Origin of the sequence: Flavobacterium soli DSM 19725 (genome assembly GCF_000422705.1) — a bacterium.
GTDB classification, from domain to species: domain Bacteria; phylum Bacteroidota; class Bacteroidia; order Flavobacteriales; family Flavobacteriaceae; genus Flavobacterium; species Flavobacterium soli.
In genome coordinates this window covers 172,464-188,749 of record NZ_AUGO01000001.1, presented here as the reverse complement: position 1 = coordinate 188,749, position 16,286 = coordinate 172,464, and the positions used below count along the sequence as shown (strand labels likewise).

The following is a 16,286-nucleotide window of genomic DNA, read 5'->3' as shown; positions in this document are numbered from 1 at the left end:
AAATATGAGTCAATTTTCGTTTGAAAACCAGCAATTAAAACTTCAAGTTGTAAAATCGCCACTTCTCATACAAGGTATTTTATTTCTATTCACATTTTTATGTTTTGCACTTCCATTATTTGGATTAATATTTAATGCAATCGAAGGAAAAGGAATAAAATTTGGAGGAATTTTGGCACTCGGAATATTTTCTTTAATTGGATTTTATATGTTACGAGTTAGTTTATGGAATCGTTATGGTAAAGAAATAATCGACTTTAATACTCATGAAATAACGTATTTCGCAGACTATAAATGGTTTATAGACGGAAAAAAAAGCATTGATAAAAATGCAATTCTATACTCTATTAGACCAGTTGGATATGAAGATGAAAATAAAGGAATACTTATAATTTCAAATGAAAAATCAGCAATTGAATCGGTAATAAAAATACCAATACAAGAAATCGAAAAGATAATACAAATTTTAGAAGCTACTCCTTCAAAAACCTAATCAGCTTCACCCCAAAATCAGTAAACACTTTTACAAAATAAACCCCCGAAGCAAAATCAGCGATATTCCAAGAAGTTTCTGTTGAGGTTTTTATTTTTTGTCCCAATGTATTATAGAAAATGACTTCCTGAATTTTCAAATCTTGAGGAATGCTTAATTGCACTATCTCCGAACCCGGATTTGGAAAAAGGATAAGTTCTCCAAGCGATGGAAAACCTTCTGTGGACAAATTGGTAACATTATTTTGGCTTATGATTTCCTTTGTCGGATCAAAATCAAAAGACGTAATTAAGAACGGAACATTCTCAATAAACTGTTGGTTGTTTGAAGTATTATTTAAAACCAAATCCATTTCTTGTCCTGCATTTCCATACACTTTCACAGGAAGTGGCATCTCGAAAAATGAAACCGAAGGATGTGATGTTGTTTGGTTTACTATAAATTTTACCTGACCGTTTCCTATGTTCTGTCCTTGGATATTATAACTCGGATAGCCTTGTCCAAACACCCAATCGTTAAAAAATTCTGTAAGGCTTTCGCCAGAAATGGTTTCCAGATGTGTTTTCAAATCATCCGTTTCGGCATAAGCATAAGCAAGATCAGTATCGGCTAGGAAATTTTTCAAACCCTGAAAAAAGTTGGCATCGCCTAACTTCAATCGAAGCATGTTCACGACCATGGCTCCTTTATTATAGGAAAGCCTGCCACTGAAAATTCGGTTTACATTAAAGATATCACTTTCGGGAACATAAACCGAACCTCCAGGTTGCGAAGTGATGTTCCAAATCAAATCATCTTTCCAACTCGTGAAGGCACTTTCGCCATCAAAATCTTCAATCACCAAACCCGACATATAAGTTGCAAAGCCTTCGTTTATCCAGATGTCGTTCCATGAGCCACAGGTTACTTTGTTGCCAAACCAATGGTGGGCCAACTCATGAGCAATCAATTCCCGGCTGAAATTCCCCATAAAGGAAACCGTTGTATGTTCCATTCCGCCACCCCAACCAAATTGGGCATGACCATATTTTTCATCGGCAAAAGGATAAGTCTCAAATAATTCTTCGAATAAATCCATGATAGGAAGCGTTACCGCCAAGCTATTTTGAGCTGATTCGGCATTTTCGGGATATAAATAATTGACAATCGGGAATTCATTAGGAGCCGTTCCTGCAGTTTGGGTGAAAACCTGATAATTGGTTACGGCAATGGCAATCAGATAGGCAGGAATGGGGTAATTGTGTTGGAAATGGGTCGTTTTTGTTCCGTTTCCGTTGCTAGTTTGAGCGATTTCCAGTCCATTGGTAACACTTGTGTAAATAGATGGAGCTGTAATATACACATCAATAGCGGCAATCTTGTCGTTCAAGTCCTGTTTGCAAGGCCACCAATCTCGTGCACCATAAGGTTCTGATAAGGTGTAAAGCACTGGAGTTCCGTCATGCGAATCTATGGTAAAAGCATCTTCGCCTTGAGCTGGAGCTCCTGAATAATTGATCACAACTGTGGCAGAACTTCCTGTGGTTTGAACGGATGGAAGTGTAATGACCAATTCGTTATTTCCATTTTGAAGAAAGGCCAGAGGCAATCCGTTTTTTGTAACCGAGCTTACAGTAAGTTCATCGGTTAGATCGAAAGTAACGGTTGACATATCGGTCAAAGCCGTAAAAGTAGTGGTGACTTTCCCCGTGATAAAAAGCACAGCAGGATTAACGTTGAATTCCAATTTATGATAGGTAATGTCATAATTTGCCGTGTTCGGATTGGTAGCAAAAGTCATCAATTGGGAAGCCGATTTCATTTCTGCTTCAGCAATTTCAAAATGGGTAGTTTGCGAGAAGGTTGCCAATGTACAAAGCAAAAAAACAAAGAGGTAGTTATTTTTCATCAAAAAGCAAAGATTTTGTTCAAAGATAAAAAATAACTATCACTTCTATAAGACTTTAAGACTTTGCAAAATGAAAAATTAATTTCTTGTCGTTCTAATTTTAAAATGGAAAGTCCCTGAAACGTCTTTAATTGTTGCTTCATTGCTCAACAAATAGGTTCTCATATTGTATTTGCATTTCACTTTAAAGATGGAATACTCTTCTTCATGACCTACATATTCAATTTTCTCCACTTCATTATAATAACTATTTGACATATCAGGCAAACTGATCAGCCTGTCGGTGCTGCCTTGATTATCAGGAAGTTTTTGAGAAAATTGAAACGGGGCATCATTTTCTGCATAACTCGCAATCGCATATTTTTTATAGTTCGAAACCTGATTCATATCTGAACTATCCTGAGGATAGGAGAAATAGAAGGTTTCATTCGTTGAGGCAGAAGTAGCCGAAACCGCATAGACACCTTCCACGGGATTCATCGGCATTAAATCCAACTGTTCACAATTGATGGTTCGTTCCCAATCGGGCGTTTTGAATTTCAAGTGCAGGGAGTTGCTAACGCTTCCGCCATCGGTGTCATCACCTTCTTCATCTGAAGAACAGGATGTCATCGGTACTAAAAAAAGAATACTTAAAGTGAAATACAAAAGGGATGTAGGGTTTTTCATGATTAAAAGTTTTGTTCAAATCTACCAATCGAATCAGAAATATAAAATAACTACAAGTAGGTATTTTTGAACTTCCCACTGGTTTCTTTAATCTGATTTATGATAATTCGAAACAATTTTTTTAACAAATCTTCAATTGAGTGAGATTCCTCTGTTTAATAAAAACATTTCATTAAATTTGCGGACTTATAAAAATCAGGATATGTTACAGATAGCATTTATTAGAGAGAATCAGGAGAAAGTAATTACCGCTTTGGCAAAACGAAATATGGATGCCAGAAGTACGGTTGAAGAAGTAGTACAGCTTGACGAAAAACGTCGTGCCACACAAGTAGAACTTGACAATACCTTATCCGAATCTAATAAATTTTCCAAAGATATAGGCGAATTGATGAAAGCTGGCGAGAAATCGAAAGCCGAAATCTTAAAAGCTAAAACGGTTTTGTTGAAAGAAAAAAGCAAGGATTTGTCTGAAAAGGCAGATATTTTGGCTAATGAGCTAACGCAAAAATTATACACATTGCCGAATCTTCCTGCCGATATTGTTCCGGAAGGAAAAACGCCTGAAGATAATGTAACGACACATCAGGAGGGCGAAATTCCAGTTTTGCATGAAGGTGCTCAACCACATTGGGATTTGGTAAAAAAATACGACATCATCGATTTTGAATTAGGAAATAAAATCACAGGAGCTGGTTTTCCGGTCTATAAAGGAAAAGGAGCCAAGTTGCAACGTGCCTTGATTACTTATTTCTTGGACAAAAATACCGAAGCGGGTTATCAGGAGTACCAAGTGCCACATTTGGTAAACGAAGCATCAGGTTATGGAACAGGTCAGTTGCCAGACAAGGAAGGACAGATGTATCATTCAACTGTTGATGATTTGTATTTGATTCCGACTGCCGAAGTTCCGGTTACGAATCTATTCAGAGATGTGATCTTGAATGAAAATGAGTTACCAATTTTGTGCACGGCCTACACGCCTTGTTTCCGTAGAGAAGCAGGTTCTTATGGAGCACACGTTCGCGGTTTGAACCGTCTGCACCAATTTGATAAGGTAGAAATCGTGCGAATCGACCACCCAGAAAAATCCTATGAAGCTTTGGAAGGAATGGTAGAACACGTGAAATCAATCTTGCAAGAATTGAAGTTGCCTTATAGAATTTTAAGATTATGTGGTGGCGATATGGGATTTGCATCGGCTTTGACTTATGATTTTGAAGTGTTTTCTACGGCTCAAGACCGTTGGTTGGAAATCAGTTCGGTTTCTAATTTCGAAACCTTCCAGTCACAACGTTTGAAATTGCGTTACCGTGACCAAAACGGAAAAACCCAATTGGCTCACACCCTAAACGGAAGTTCTTTGGCATTGCCAAGAGTTCTAGCCGGAATTTTAGAAAACTATCAAACACCAGAAGGAATTGTGATTCCTGAAGTGTTGAGAAAATATACTGGATTTGATATGATCGATTAATTCGTTTTTATAATCTAAATGTATAATGCTAAAGAGAATCGATTTTGATTTTCTTTAGCATTAAATTTTAAGTTAAATTTGAAAAATCCAAACTTAAAAAGTACTAAATTTCACCATTCTCCGATTGATATCGTTTAATTATCCGATGAAGCACCTTTTTCTATACATATTCCTGTTTTTCTCGCTAGCAAGTTTTGCCCAAAACGAACAGCTGGCGTTGAATTATTTTGAAAAAGGAGACTTTGAAAAAGCGCTTATCGCTTATGAAGAATTGCTCAATGATAAACCGGGAAATAATTTATATTTTCAAAAAGTACTAGAATCACATCAGCAGCTTTCGCATTTCGAAAAGGCAAATGAAATGATTCAGGCCCGATTGGACAAATACAAACAACCTAATATGTTGGTAGAATTGGGCTACAACTATCAACTTCAAAAGGATGAAGCTAAAGCTAAAAAATTCTACGATAAAGCATTAGAGAAAATAGAAGAAAATCCTTCAAATGTATATGCAATTGCTGTTAATTTCGAAAAGAAAAACCTGCTAGATTATGCCTTGAAAGCTTATCAAATATCAACATCACTCGAACCCAAACTCAATTTCAATTATCAGATGGCAGTTATATACGGTCAACAGGGAAAAACTGAAATGATGATTGAGAAATTCCTCGAAGAAGCTCAGAAAAACCCTCAAAGTCAGATTATGATTCAGAATCATTTGTCAAGATTTATGAATGAGGATGGAGAGACAAGTTTTAACGATTCGTTGCGAAAGGCATTGTTGATTAGAACCCAAAAAGATCAAGATATTTTTTGGAACAAATTCTTGAGTTGGTTTTTTGTTCAGCAAAAAGATTACGGTAAGGCATTTATCCAAGAGAAAGCCATTTATAGAAGGGATCCTGAATCGTTTTCTGATATTGTAAATCTTGCTCAATTGGCAATCGAGGAAGGTGATGAAGAATCGGCAATTGAGATTATAAATTTTGTTTTAGAAAACACACAAGATCTCGATTTACAGATTTTTGCCCATTCCTTTTTGCTTGAAAACAGAATTGAAAAAGCTACTGAAAAAGACTATCCTGCTATTGAAGCCGAACTTGAATTGCTATTGAAAAAATTCGGAATCAGTCCGTATTCTTTGTCATTGCAAACACTTCAGGCACATTTTATAACTTTTAACCGAAATAATCCTGAACAAGGAAGAGCCATTTTGAAGAAAGCCTTGGAACTTCCAATAAATAGATACCAAGAAGCTGAAATTAAGATGGAATTGGCCGATATTTTGCTTTTCGAAGAAAAATTCAACCAAGCTTTAATTTATTATTCTCAAATCGAAGAAGATTTAAAGAATGATGAGGTTGGTCACGAGGCAAGTTTAAAATCAGCTAAAACCAGTTATTTCAAAGCCGATTTTGTGTATGCAACAAGTCAGTTTAAAGTATTGAAATCGGCCTCTACACAATTGATAGCCAATGATGCTTTGGAATATTTTCTTTTGATAAACGACAATACCGTTGCCGATTCTACCCAAGTTGCCTTGAAGAAATTCGCAAGAGCCGATTATCTTTTATATCAAAATAAAACGCAGGAAGCTTTGGTACAATTCCAAAACATATTGAAGGAAAACAAAGGCAACGAGATTGAAAGCGTAACTCTTTTAAGATTAGGGCAGACGTATGAAAAGATGCACGATTATAATTCGGCTTTAAGCCAATACCAGAATATTATCGATAATCACAAGGAAGGAATTTATATCGACGAAGCCTTGTATTTCTCTGCCGAAATCTACAACAACGACCTAAAAACTCCCGAGAAAGCAAAGCCTTTATATGAAGCCGTCTTGTTCAATCATCAGGATAGTATTTATTTTATAGAAGCCCGAAAGAAATTCCGTCAGTTAAGAGGAGATGCAAACTTATAAATTCCAATATTTAAAATCCCAAATCCCAAATCCCAAATCTTCACTCTAAAATCTAAAATCAAATGATCATATACAACGTCACTATAAACATCCACGAAAGTGTTCACGACCAATGGCTGAAATGGATGCAACAAAAACACATCAGCGAAATTCTTGCAACAGGAAAATTTTCCTCGGCTAGAATGGTAAAGGTTTTGATTGAAGAAGAAATGGGAGGAACCACATATTCTATTCAGTACATAGCCGATAGTAAGGAAACACTCGAAAGATATTACCAGGAAGATGCTCCGCGTTTTAGAGAAGAAGGCCATAGGCTTTTTGGCGACAAGATGCTGGCTTTTAGAACAGAATTGGAACTTATTTCCGAACATTAATCAAGATTGTAAGTTTAGGTTGCCACAATCTAAAATCTATCCCGAAGCGTCAGGACTAAAATCAAAAATCAAAAATGGAAAAAGTAAAAGCCAAGAAACATCTCGGGCAACACTTCTTGAAAGACGAAAGTATCGCAAAAGATATTGCCGATACGCTAAACCTTGAAGGTTATCAGGATGTGCTGGAAATTGGGCCAGGAATGGGAGTGCTTACAAAATATCTTCTCGATAAACCCATAAATACGTATGTAATCGAAATTGATACGGAATCGGTAACCTATTTAGACGAGAACTATCCCAAACTTCACGGGAAAATCATCTCAAAAGATTTCCTGAAGTACAATATCAATGAGATTTTCGAAGGAAAGCAATTCGCCATCATTGGCAATTTTCCCTATAATATTTCTACCCAGATTGTATTTCGAGCATTGGAATACCGCAGCCAAATTCCCGAATTTGCAGGGATGTTCCAGAAAGAGGTGGCCGAAAGAATTTGTGAAAAGAAAGGAACAAAAGCCTACGGAATTCTCTCGGTTTTGGTACAAGCTTTTTATGATGCCGAATATTTATTTACCGTAAGCGAAGATGTTTTTATTCCGCCACCAAAAGTAAAATCAGGTGTTTTACGTTTACGCAGAAAAGAAAATTTCACGTTGCCCTGTAGCGAAAAATTATTTTTCACGGTAGTGAAAACAGGCTTCCAGCAACGTCGAAAAACATTACGTAACAGTTTAAAAACATTAAACCTATCGGATAATTTAAGAGAAGATACTATCTTTGACCTCCGACCGGAACAGCTTTCCGTTGAGGATTTCATCGAACTTACAAAAAAAATAGAAGCAGATGCAGTTTAAAGTCAGTAAGGATTTTATAATAGAGGTTGAGCAACTCATTCAAAGCAAAAACGATAAGCAATTAGAGCTTTTGCTGAACGACTTGCACCATGCCGATATTGCCGAAATCCTTGATGAACTTGATTTTGACGAAGCGACTTATATTTTCAAGGTACTCGATAGCGAGAAAACCGCCGAGATTCTGCTTGAATTGGATGACGATTTACGTGAAAACATCCTAAGCAGGCTTTCGCCAAAAGAGATTGCCGAAGAGCTGGACGAACTCGAAACGAATGATGCTGCAGATATCATCGCCGAACTTTCACAAAGCAAAAAAGAAGAGGTAATCTCCGAGCTTCAGGACGTTGAACACGCGAAGGATATCGTTGAACTTTTGCGTTATGACGAGGATACCGCGGGTGGAATCATGCACAAGGAGCTCGTGAAGGTCAACGAGAACTGGAACGTTCTCACTTGCGTAAAGGAAATGCGAATCCAAGCCGAAAACATTTCAAGAGTCCATTCTATTTATGTGGTGGACGATGAAGACCGATTAAAAGGCCGACTTTCACTGAAAGATCTGCTGACCACTTCAACCAAAACACCAATCAGCGAAGTCTATATCCGAAAGCTCAATTTCGTTAAAGTCGATGATGAAGATGTTGAGGTAGCCCGAATCATGCAAAAATATGACTTGGAAGCCGTTCCTGTAGTCGACGAAATGGGCCGGTTAGTAGGCAGGGTCACCATCGATGATATCGTCGATGTAATCAAGGACGAAGCCGACAAGGATTACCAGTTGGCAGCCGGTATCTCGCAAGACGTTGAAGCCGATGACAGTGTTATCGAACTCACAAAAGCAAGATTACCTTGGCTGGTTTTGGCACTTTTGGGAGGTTTCATCAGCGTTACTTTGCTCGAAGGTTTTCAAGGAGCAATGTCGGTTTATAAAGAATTGTTTTTCTTCACGCCACTAATTGCCGCTATGGCAGGAAATGTTGGGGTACAATCTTCGGCGATTATCGTGCAAGGTTTGGCCAACAATACCATTACAGGTTCGCTTTGGAACAGGCTTGTAAAAGAAGTAAGCTTGAGTTTACTCAACGGTTTTATCCTCGGAACGATACTTTTATTAGGAAGCCATTTGCTTCTTGGAGTTAGTTATGAAATCGGACTTACCGTTACCATTTCCCTGATGTCGGTGATTATTATTGCCTCTTTAATTGGCACATTTATCCCCTTGATGCTCGATAAGTTCGGCATCGATCCTGCACTTGCGACAGGCCCGTTTATCACGACCAGCAACGATATTTGCGGAATTCTTATTTATTTCTCCATTGCCAAGCTTATTCTTGGGTTTTAAATCCGCGAGTTAAATAATAATTGATTTTCAATACCAAGTGTTTAATTTTTTCAGCAAAGCCTTTTTTTGTTGTAAAAACTCCCTATCTTTCAATCTGAAAATCGTTTAATCTTTCAATCTTACTACAATGAAAGTACACATCATCGGAGGAGGAAATCTTGGAGTGGCCATAGCACTCGGATTATCAAATTATGCAAAAGGAAACCAAATTACTGTAACCAGACGAAATATAGAATCTATCCAGTATTTGCAGGAAAAAGACATCACAGTTTCGTCGGACAATAAACACAATATAGCTTCCGCAGATGTCATCATCCTGACCATAAAACCCTATCAGGTAGATGTGGTTTTGGGCGAAATCCTTCCTGTAATTTCCAACAAGACCATCGCTTCGGCTGTTAGCGGACTTTCCATCGAAGCCTTGCAGGAAAAAATTGGAGAACAACACGCTGCCATCCGCATCATGCCGAACATTGCCGCTCAATTTGGGGCTTCGGCGACCTGTGTTTCATTTGCCGAAAGGCATAAAGATCAGTCGAAAAAGGTTATCGAATTATTCCAAAATTTAGGAACTGTTCCTGTTATCGACGAAAAATTGATGGATGCCGCTACCGTTCTCGGAGCCTGCGGAACGGCTTATGCCTTGCGTTATATTCGAGCGTCGATGCAGGCCGGGATTGAAATTGGCTTCGACTCACAAACTGCTTTGGCCATTGCTGCACAAACCGTGATGGGTGCCGCAAAGATGCTGATGGAAGAAAACGTGCATCCCGAACAACTGATTGACCGTGTTACTACACCACAAGGCTGTACCATCGTTGGTTTGAACGAGATGGAGCACGAAGGTTTTAGTTCTTCGTTGATAAAAGGGATCAAAACTTCTCTAAAAAAGATAAAAGGCTAATTTTTCGTTTAGAGGCCTATAAAAAATCATGTATTTTTTGGCAAACTCTATAACAGGCGGATAAAAAAAGATGTATTTTTTGCTAAACTCAATAAAAGAGATATAAAAAAACATGTATTTTTAGTTGGATTTAATAACGGACGGATAAAAAATCAGATGTTTTTGTTTGCTAAAATAATAGAAGTATATAAATAAATATTTTATGTATAAGTAATAATAATTTTATACATTATTATTTAATTTAATTATAAAAATCAATAAAAAACAAGTCGCTTTCAATCTAATAATTAATAAAAATATACACGATGAAACCCATACATGTAGGTAAGTTAATCTATGATTTAATAGAGACCAAAAGGCTTAGAAGAACTGATGTTAGCAGACTTTTGGGGGTTCCTAATACGGCAATTTATGCCTATGAAAAGCAAAATTCTTTACAAACAAACAATCTTATTCGCATCTGTCATGCCTTGAAATATAATTTTTTTATGGATGTTGCCAATCTTTTGCCCAAGGAATATGAGAGTAGCAAGGATCTTGTTTCGGAGAGGGATTTGCTTATTGCGCAACAAGCAGAGGAAATCCAGAAACTCAAGTGGGAAAACAATTTGTTGAAGGAACTCATTACCACCAAAAAATAAAATCTCCAGTATTTGCAAGGGATGATTATGCATGAATCGTCCCTTTTTGGTTTCCGAAAATTCTTCTAAATAAATTTTACAAAATACCTTATATTTACTACAATATAAAACAAACTTTAACAGTTATGCCCTTAATCAGTATGGCTGTTATTTAACTTTTAACTCTTTATCAAAATGAAAACGAAAGGATTGGTTGGTGTGTTTTTTATGTTTTTATTGTTTCAAGCGTGTAGCAAGAAATCGGCTGCCGAATTTAATTCAGATTTTTCATTGTTTAAGGAGTTCATCACCAATTTCACTGGTGGTTTGGTTGCTACCAAATCCGATATCCGTGTGGTTTTGGCTTTTGATAAAAAAGAGTGGAAGGCCAATCAGGTTTTAGACAATGATTTGTTTGATATTTCACCAAGTGTGGATGGGAAAGTCATCGCGCTTTCGAATAATACACTGGCTTTTGTACCCGAAAAAAAGCTCGACCAGAACACAGAATACCAGGTAACGTTTCATCTTTCGAAACTGATTGATACCCCAAAGGGTCTTGATGATTTTAAGTTTACGGTCAAAACCATCAAGCAGGATTTTATCATCACGACCAATGATGTGCAGTCCTACAGCAAGGACTATCAGTATTTGAATGCGACCCTGAAAACCGCCGATGATATGGATTTGGAGACGGCTACCAAAATTATTTCTGCTGAACAAAAAGACAAAAAGCTTAAGATAAAATTCGACAAGGCCATGAGTTCGCCAACTGAATTCAAATTTGTAGTAGACAGTATCCAGCGTTTTGTAGAAGATTCAACATTGGAGATTTTATACGACGGAACCGAATTTGATATCGAACAAAAAGGCAAGATCAATTATACCGTTGTCGGGAAGGATAATTTCAGTATCGTGAATGTTGAGGTGGCCAATAACAGCAACCAAACGCTATTGATTAACTTTTCTGATCCATTGTTAAAAGGTCAAGATTTTCAAGGTTTAGTTTCGGTTGAAACGGCCGAAAATATCAAATATGCCATTCAAGGAAACATCCTGAAAGTGTTTTTTGATGAACCTTTAAAAGGTAATTTGTTGCTAGAAGTGTTTCAAGGAATTGAAAGCGAGGATGGTTATAAGATGAAGAAAAACTTCGCCACTAAAGTACTTTTCGATCAATTGAAACCGAATGTTCGCTTCATCAAAAACGGAACGATCATGCCAAGTTCAAACAATTTGAAGATTAATTTCGAAGCCGTAAACCTCAAGGCGATTGATGTAAAAGTCTATAAGATTTACAAGAACAATATCCTGCAATTCCTTCAGGAGAACGATTTGAATGGAACACGAAACCTGAAAAGAGTAGCACAGCCTGTTGCCAAGAAAACCATTAATCTGAAACAAAATACACTAATAAACACCAGCAAATGGAACACGTTTGCTATGGATTTATCAAAGATTATAACGCCAGAACCGGGAGCGATTTACCGAGTTGAATTCTCTTTCAAGAAAGCCTATTCGCTTTACAGATGCGAAAGTTTAGAGCAGGATTACGGAACAGAAGAAGAGGAAGTAGAGGAGAACGACGTGAATTATAGCGGTAGTTATGACGATTATTACTACTATGATTATGAAGATTTTGAATGGAGAGAGAGTCAGGATCCGTGTACGAATTCCTATTTTTATAATGCCACTATCGGAACCAATATCTTGGCTTCGGATTTGGGTGTAATTGCCAAAAGAGGAGAAAACAGATCTTATTTCTTTGCCGTAAATAATATTGTTACAACAGAACCTGTTTCTGGAGCAACGGTTGATGTTTACAGTTTTCAACAGCAAAAATTAGCATCAGCAACAACCAATTCAGAAGGGATTGCGAATTTTCAACTCAAAGGATTTGCCTATTTTGCCATTGTAACGCAAGGCGATAACAGTACTTACGTGAGATTGGATGATGGCACTTCGTTGTCGGTCAGTAATTTTGATGTAGCTGGCGAGGTGTTGCAGAAAGGACTCAAGGGCTACATTTATGGCGAAAGAGGCGTTTGGCGTCCTGGCGACAACCTCTATCTTTCGTTTATTTTAAATGACCAAGCCAATAAGCTTCCAAAATCACACCCGATAAAATTCCGCTTGACGGATCCAAGAGGAAAAGTAACCTATGAGACGGTTAAAAAAGCAAATGAACTGAACCATTATGCGTTTACAGTGCCAACAAGTTCAGATGCTCCAACGGGAAGTTGGGAGGCGATGATAACTGTTGGTGGTGCGAAATTTTATAAGAATATAAAAATAGAAACCATCAAGCCGAACCGTTTAAAAATCAAGAACAGTTTCAAGAATGCGGTACTTTCTTCGACTTATGCTAACACAAGCAATCTCGAAGTGACTTGGCTTCACGGAGCAATTGCAAAGAATTTGAAGGTAGAGATGCAGGCGAAGTTTTCGCAACAAAAGACAGCCTTTAAAAATTACAGCAACTATGTTTTTGATGATGTGGTTCGGAAATTCAGCACCGAGGAAATCAATGTTTTCTCTGGAAAGATTGATGAATATGGTCGTGCTTCTGTGGATATCGACCCAAAATTAAACGGTCAGGCTCCCGGAATGTTAAAGGCGGCTTTCATCACAAAAGTATATGAAGAAGGCGGTGATTTTAGTACCGATGTTATGGCGACAACTTATTCTCCATACAATACGTATGTCGGAATAAAATCGCCAGAACCTAACAAATACGGAATGCTCGAAACCCGAAAAAACAACCGTTTTGAAGTGGTTACAGTTGATGAGAACGGGCGTCCAAAATCCGTAAGAAACCTTGAAGTTCGAGTGTATAAAGTAGAGTGGCGTTGGTGGTGGGATGCTTCGTATGATAATTTGTCGAATTACAGTTCGTCGAACGCTACGACATCTTATAAGAATTTCTACGTCAATACCGATGCTTCAGGAAAAGGAAGTTTTCAATTTGCCGTAACCGATGAGGAATGGGGCAGGTATTTGGTGCGAGTTCAGGACGGAGACGATGGTCACGCCACAGCTCAAACTGTTTTGATTGATTGGCCAATGTGGTCGGGAAAAACCAAGAATACGGATGCAACGACTGCTAATATGTTGGTGTTTTCAACAGATAAAAAGAATTATGCTGTTGGCGAAGTAGCGAAGCTTTCATTTCCTTCAAGCCAAGGAGGAAGGGCTTTGATTTCGATTGAAAACGGATCGAAAGTAGTGCAAACTCTTTGGACACAAACCACCAAAGGCGAAACCAAAGTGGATGTTCCGATTACGGCAGGAATGGCTCCGAATGTGTATTTCAATATTACGTTGTTGCAACCTCATGCCACAACCAAGAACGATTCGCCAATAAGGATGTACGGTATTATCCCGATTGAAGTGATCGATAAGAATACGATTATAGAACCTAAAATTGTGATGCCCGATGTTTTGAAGCCTGAACAAAAATTCAGCTTGAAAGTTTCGGAAAAATCAGGAAAAGCAATGACTTATACGATTGCCGTTGTAGATGAAGGTTTGCTGGATTTGACACGTTTTAAAACACCAAATGCTTGGGATAGTTTTTATGTAAGAGAAGCACTTGGTGTGAAAACTTGGGATGTATATGATGATATTATTGGAGCCTATGGCGGAAAAATCAACCAGATTTTCAGTATTGGTGGAGATGAGGATTTAGGTGGAGGAAAAGCCAAGAAAGCCAATCGCTTCAAACCAGTTGTAGTATATCTTGGGCCATTCGTCTTGCCAAAAGGACAAACCAAAACCCATCAAATTCAACTTCCAAAATACATTGGTTCTGTCCGAACTATGGTGGTTGCTGGAGATATCAATACGAGTGCTTACGGAAGTGTAGAAAAGACTACACCTGTTCGTAGTCCGTTGATGGTATTGGCTTCGTTGCCACGAAAAATATCTCCATCCGAAAAAGTGACGATTCCGGTAACGGTTTTTGCAATGGAAAATAAAGTGAAAAATGTAACGGTTCAAATCAAAACAAATAACGGATTGCGAGTTATTGGAGCGACAACCCAAACCGTTAATTTCACACAGCCTGACGAAAAGATGGCGTATTTTAATTTGGCTGTTGGAAGTGCAACTGGTATTGGGAAAGTACAGATTATCGCCACTTCTGGAAGTGAGAAATCTACCTATGATGTGGAGATTGATTTGACGAATCCAAATCCGGTGACCAATATGTTCAAGGATGTTATCGTGGAGCCAAACAGTTCCAAGACGATTTCGTGGGAAACATTTGGCGTAAGCGGAAGCAACAAGGCCAAACTCGAAGTTTCTTCAATGCCAACAATAGACATCAACAGAAGATTGCAGTATTTGATTTCGTATCCTCACGGATGTGTGGAGCAAACCACATCGGCTGGTTTCCCTCAATTATTTTTAAATGATGTAGCTGATTTGAGTGCGTCACAACAAAATAGCATTCAGAAAAATGTAACGGCTGGTATCAATCGTTTGGGAGGTTTCCAGTTGGCAAATGGCGGATTGGCGTATTGGCCTGGGAATCAAAACGCAGACGATTGGGGAACTTCGTATGCGGGACATTTCTTGATGGAAGCCGAGAAAAAAGGTTATGTATTACCAATCAATTTCAAATCGAAATGGATTTCCTATCAAAAGAAAGAAGCGAAAAATTGGCGATTCGTTGCACAATACGGCAATGATTTGGCACAAGCCTACCGACTTTACACCTTGGCTTTGGCTGGTTCTCCAGATTTATCATCAATGAACCGATTGAGAGAAACGACAGGGATTTCAAATGAAAGTAAGCTTCGTTTGGCTTCTGCTTATGTTTTGGCTGGTCAAAAGCAAGCTGGAATGACGTTGCTTTCAAAAAGTAAAATCGATGACGATAACAGCAACTATCAATATTACTATTATGGTTCAAGTGATCGAAATCGTGCAATGGTATTGGAAACTTTAATTCTCCTTGGTCAAAAGCAAAAGGCATTTGCAATGGCGAATAAATTGGCCAAACAAATGTCAGCCAACCAATGGATGAGTACTCAAACTACTGCTTATTGTTTGTATGCTATGTCGAAATTTGCTTTAAGCAATGGTAGTAAAGGCATCGATGTCAAATATAGTAATGACGGAAAAAGTCAAAATGTGAAGACTTCAAAATCAATTGCCAACAGGGATTTGGTTGTAAAATCAGGCAATAATGGCGTGACAATTAAGAACAATAAAGACAATACGATTTATGTGAGATTGCTCAACAGCGGAATCTTGCCAGTTGGTCAGGAACAAGTTGTTCAAAGTAATGTTGATGCTGACATTGTTTTCAAAGATAGAAAAGGCAACATCATCAATGTTTCAAAGATCAATCAAGGAACCGAGTTTATTGCTGAAGTAACCGTGAAAAATCAAAGAAACGAACGTGTAGAAAATGTGGCGTTGACGCAAATTCTGCCTTCAGGTTTTGAAATCGTCAATACGAGATTCACAGATTATGGCGATGCAACCAACAATGTAGCCGATTATATCGATATGCGAGATGACAGGACTAATTTCTATTTTGGTATGAAATCCAATGAAACCAAGACGTTCCGAGTGTTGCTGAATGCATCTTATTTAGGGACTTATTATTTACCTGGACTTCAATGCGAAGCGATGTACGACAATACATTCTTGGCTAGAACAAAAGGTTTTTGGGTTGAAGTTGTGAAGTAATAATTTAAACACAAAGGCACAAAGAAATCACAGAGTCCACAAAT

Annotated in this window: 11 protein-coding genes; 9 read left to right on the top strand and 2 right to left on the bottom strand. The window is 37.9% G+C overall.

Annotated features, from left to right (window positions below; genetic code table 11):
* Positions 1–4: 4 nt before the first annotated feature.
* Complete coding sequence (locus tag G508_RS0100825) at positions 5–493, top strand: hypothetical protein (protein WP_026703544.1); 489 nt, start codon at positions 5–7, stop codon at positions 491–493.
* Here the strand turns inward: G508_RS0100825 and G508_RS0100820 are convergent.
* Entirely contained in the window at positions 474–2,381 is a 1,908-nt protein-coding gene (locus tag G508_RS0100820; protein WP_035693798.1) for a M1 family aminopeptidase, read from the bottom strand. The genes G508_RS0100825 and G508_RS0100820 overlap by 20 nt on opposite strands.
* 78 nt (positions 2,382–2,459) lie before the next feature.
* Positions 2,460–3,050, bottom strand: a complete 591-nt coding sequence (locus tag G508_RS0100815; protein WP_157485845.1) for a hypothetical protein — start codon at positions 3,048–3,050, stop codon at positions 2,460–2,462.
* 202 nt (positions 3,051–3,252) lie between these two features.
* Here G508_RS0100815 and serS point away from each other — a divergent pair, with 202 nt between their 5' ends.
* The 8 genes from serS to G508_RS0100770 all read left to right on the top strand — a co-directional run bounded on the left by serS (position 3,253) and on the right by G508_RS0100770 (position 16,242).
* On the top strand, positions 3,253–4,524 hold the full coding sequence (gene serS, locus G508_RS0100810; protein ID WP_026703541.1) for a serine--tRNA ligase: 1,272 nt from the start codon (positions 3,253–3,255) through the stop codon (positions 4,522–4,524).
* A gap of 145 nt (positions 4,525–4,669) precedes the next feature.
* Positions 4,670–6,448, top strand: coding sequence for a tetratricopeptide repeat protein (locus G508_RS0100805; protein ID WP_026703540.1), 1,779 nt, complete (start codon positions 4,670–4,672; stop codon positions 6,446–6,448).
* 62 nt (positions 6,449–6,510) lie between these two features.
* Positions 6,511–6,822, top strand: coding sequence for a DUF4286 family protein (locus G508_RS0100800; RefSeq protein ID WP_026703539.1), 312 nt, complete (start codon positions 6,511–6,513; stop codon positions 6,820–6,822).
* Between the two features lie 74 nt (positions 6,823–6,896).
* Entirely contained in the window at positions 6,897–7,676 is a 780-nt protein-coding gene (gene rsmA / locus G508_RS0100795) for a 16S rRNA (adenine(1518)-N(6)/adenine(1519)-N(6))-dimethyltransferase RsmA (RefSeq protein WP_026703538.1), read from the top strand.
* Positions 7,666–9,018: a magnesium transporter gene (gene mgtE / locus G508_RS0100790; RefSeq protein ID WP_026703537.1), complete on the top strand. Its 1,353-nt coding sequence runs from the start codon at positions 7,666–7,668 to the stop codon at positions 9,016–9,018. The genes rsmA and mgtE overlap by 11 nt, the downstream gene beginning before the upstream one ends.
* Positions 9,019–9,145: 127 nt before the next feature.
* On the top strand, positions 9,146–9,922 hold the full coding sequence (gene proC, locus G508_RS0100785; RefSeq protein WP_026703536.1) for a pyrroline-5-carboxylate reductase: 777 nt from the start codon (positions 9,146–9,148) through the stop codon (positions 9,920–9,922).
* A gap of 305 nt (positions 9,923–10,227) precedes the next feature.
* On the top strand, positions 10,228–10,563 hold the full coding sequence (locus G508_RS0100775) for a helix-turn-helix domain-containing protein (protein WP_026703535.1): 336 nt from the start codon (positions 10,228–10,230) through the stop codon (positions 10,561–10,563).
* 174 nt (positions 10,564–10,737) lie between these two features.
* Positions 10,738–16,242, top strand: coding sequence for an alpha-2-macroglobulin family protein (locus G508_RS0100770; RefSeq protein ID WP_026703534.1), 5,505 nt, complete (start codon positions 10,738–10,740; stop codon positions 16,240–16,242).
* The last annotated feature ends 44 nt before the right edge of the window (positions 16,243–16,286 follow it).

Excerpts from the sequence above, each read along its gene's own strand:
- G508_RS0100825 (WP_026703544.1), top strand. The coding sequence starts at position 5 with ATGAGTCAATTTTCGTTTGAAAACCAGCAATTAAAACTTCAAGTTGTA.
- G508_RS0100820 (WP_035693798.1), bottom strand. The coding sequence starts at position 2,381 with ATGAAAAATAACTACCTCTTTGTTTTTTTGCTTTGTACATTGGCAACC.
- G508_RS0100815 (WP_157485845.1), bottom strand. The coding sequence starts at position 3,050 with ATGAAAAACCCTACATCCCTTTTGTATTTCACTTTAAGTATTCTTTTT.
- serS (WP_026703541.1), top strand. The coding sequence starts at position 3,253 with ATGTTACAGATAGCATTTATTAGAGAGAATCAGGAGAAAGTAATTACC.
- G508_RS0100805 (WP_026703540.1), top strand. The coding sequence starts at position 4,670 with ATGAAGCACCTTTTTCTATACATATTCCTGTTTTTCTCGCTAGCAAGT.
- G508_RS0100800 (WP_026703539.1), top strand. The coding sequence starts at position 6,511 with ATGATCATATACAACGTCACTATAAACATCCACGAAAGTGTTCACGAC.
- rsmA (WP_026703538.1), top strand. The coding sequence starts at position 6,897 with ATGGAAAAAGTAAAAGCCAAGAAACATCTCGGGCAACACTTCTTGAAA.
- mgtE (WP_026703537.1), top strand. The coding sequence starts at position 7,666 with ATGCAGTTTAAAGTCAGTAAGGATTTTATAATAGAGGTTGAGCAACTC.
- proC (WP_026703536.1), top strand. The coding sequence starts at position 9,146 with ATGAAAGTACACATCATCGGAGGAGGAAATCTTGGAGTGGCCATAGCA.
- G508_RS0100775 (WP_026703535.1), top strand. The coding sequence starts at position 10,228 with ATGAAACCCATACATGTAGGTAAGTTAATCTATGATTTAATAGAGACC.
- G508_RS0100770 (WP_026703534.1), top strand. The coding sequence starts at position 10,738 with ATGAAAACGAAAGGATTGGTTGGTGTGTTTTTTATGTTTTTATTGTTT.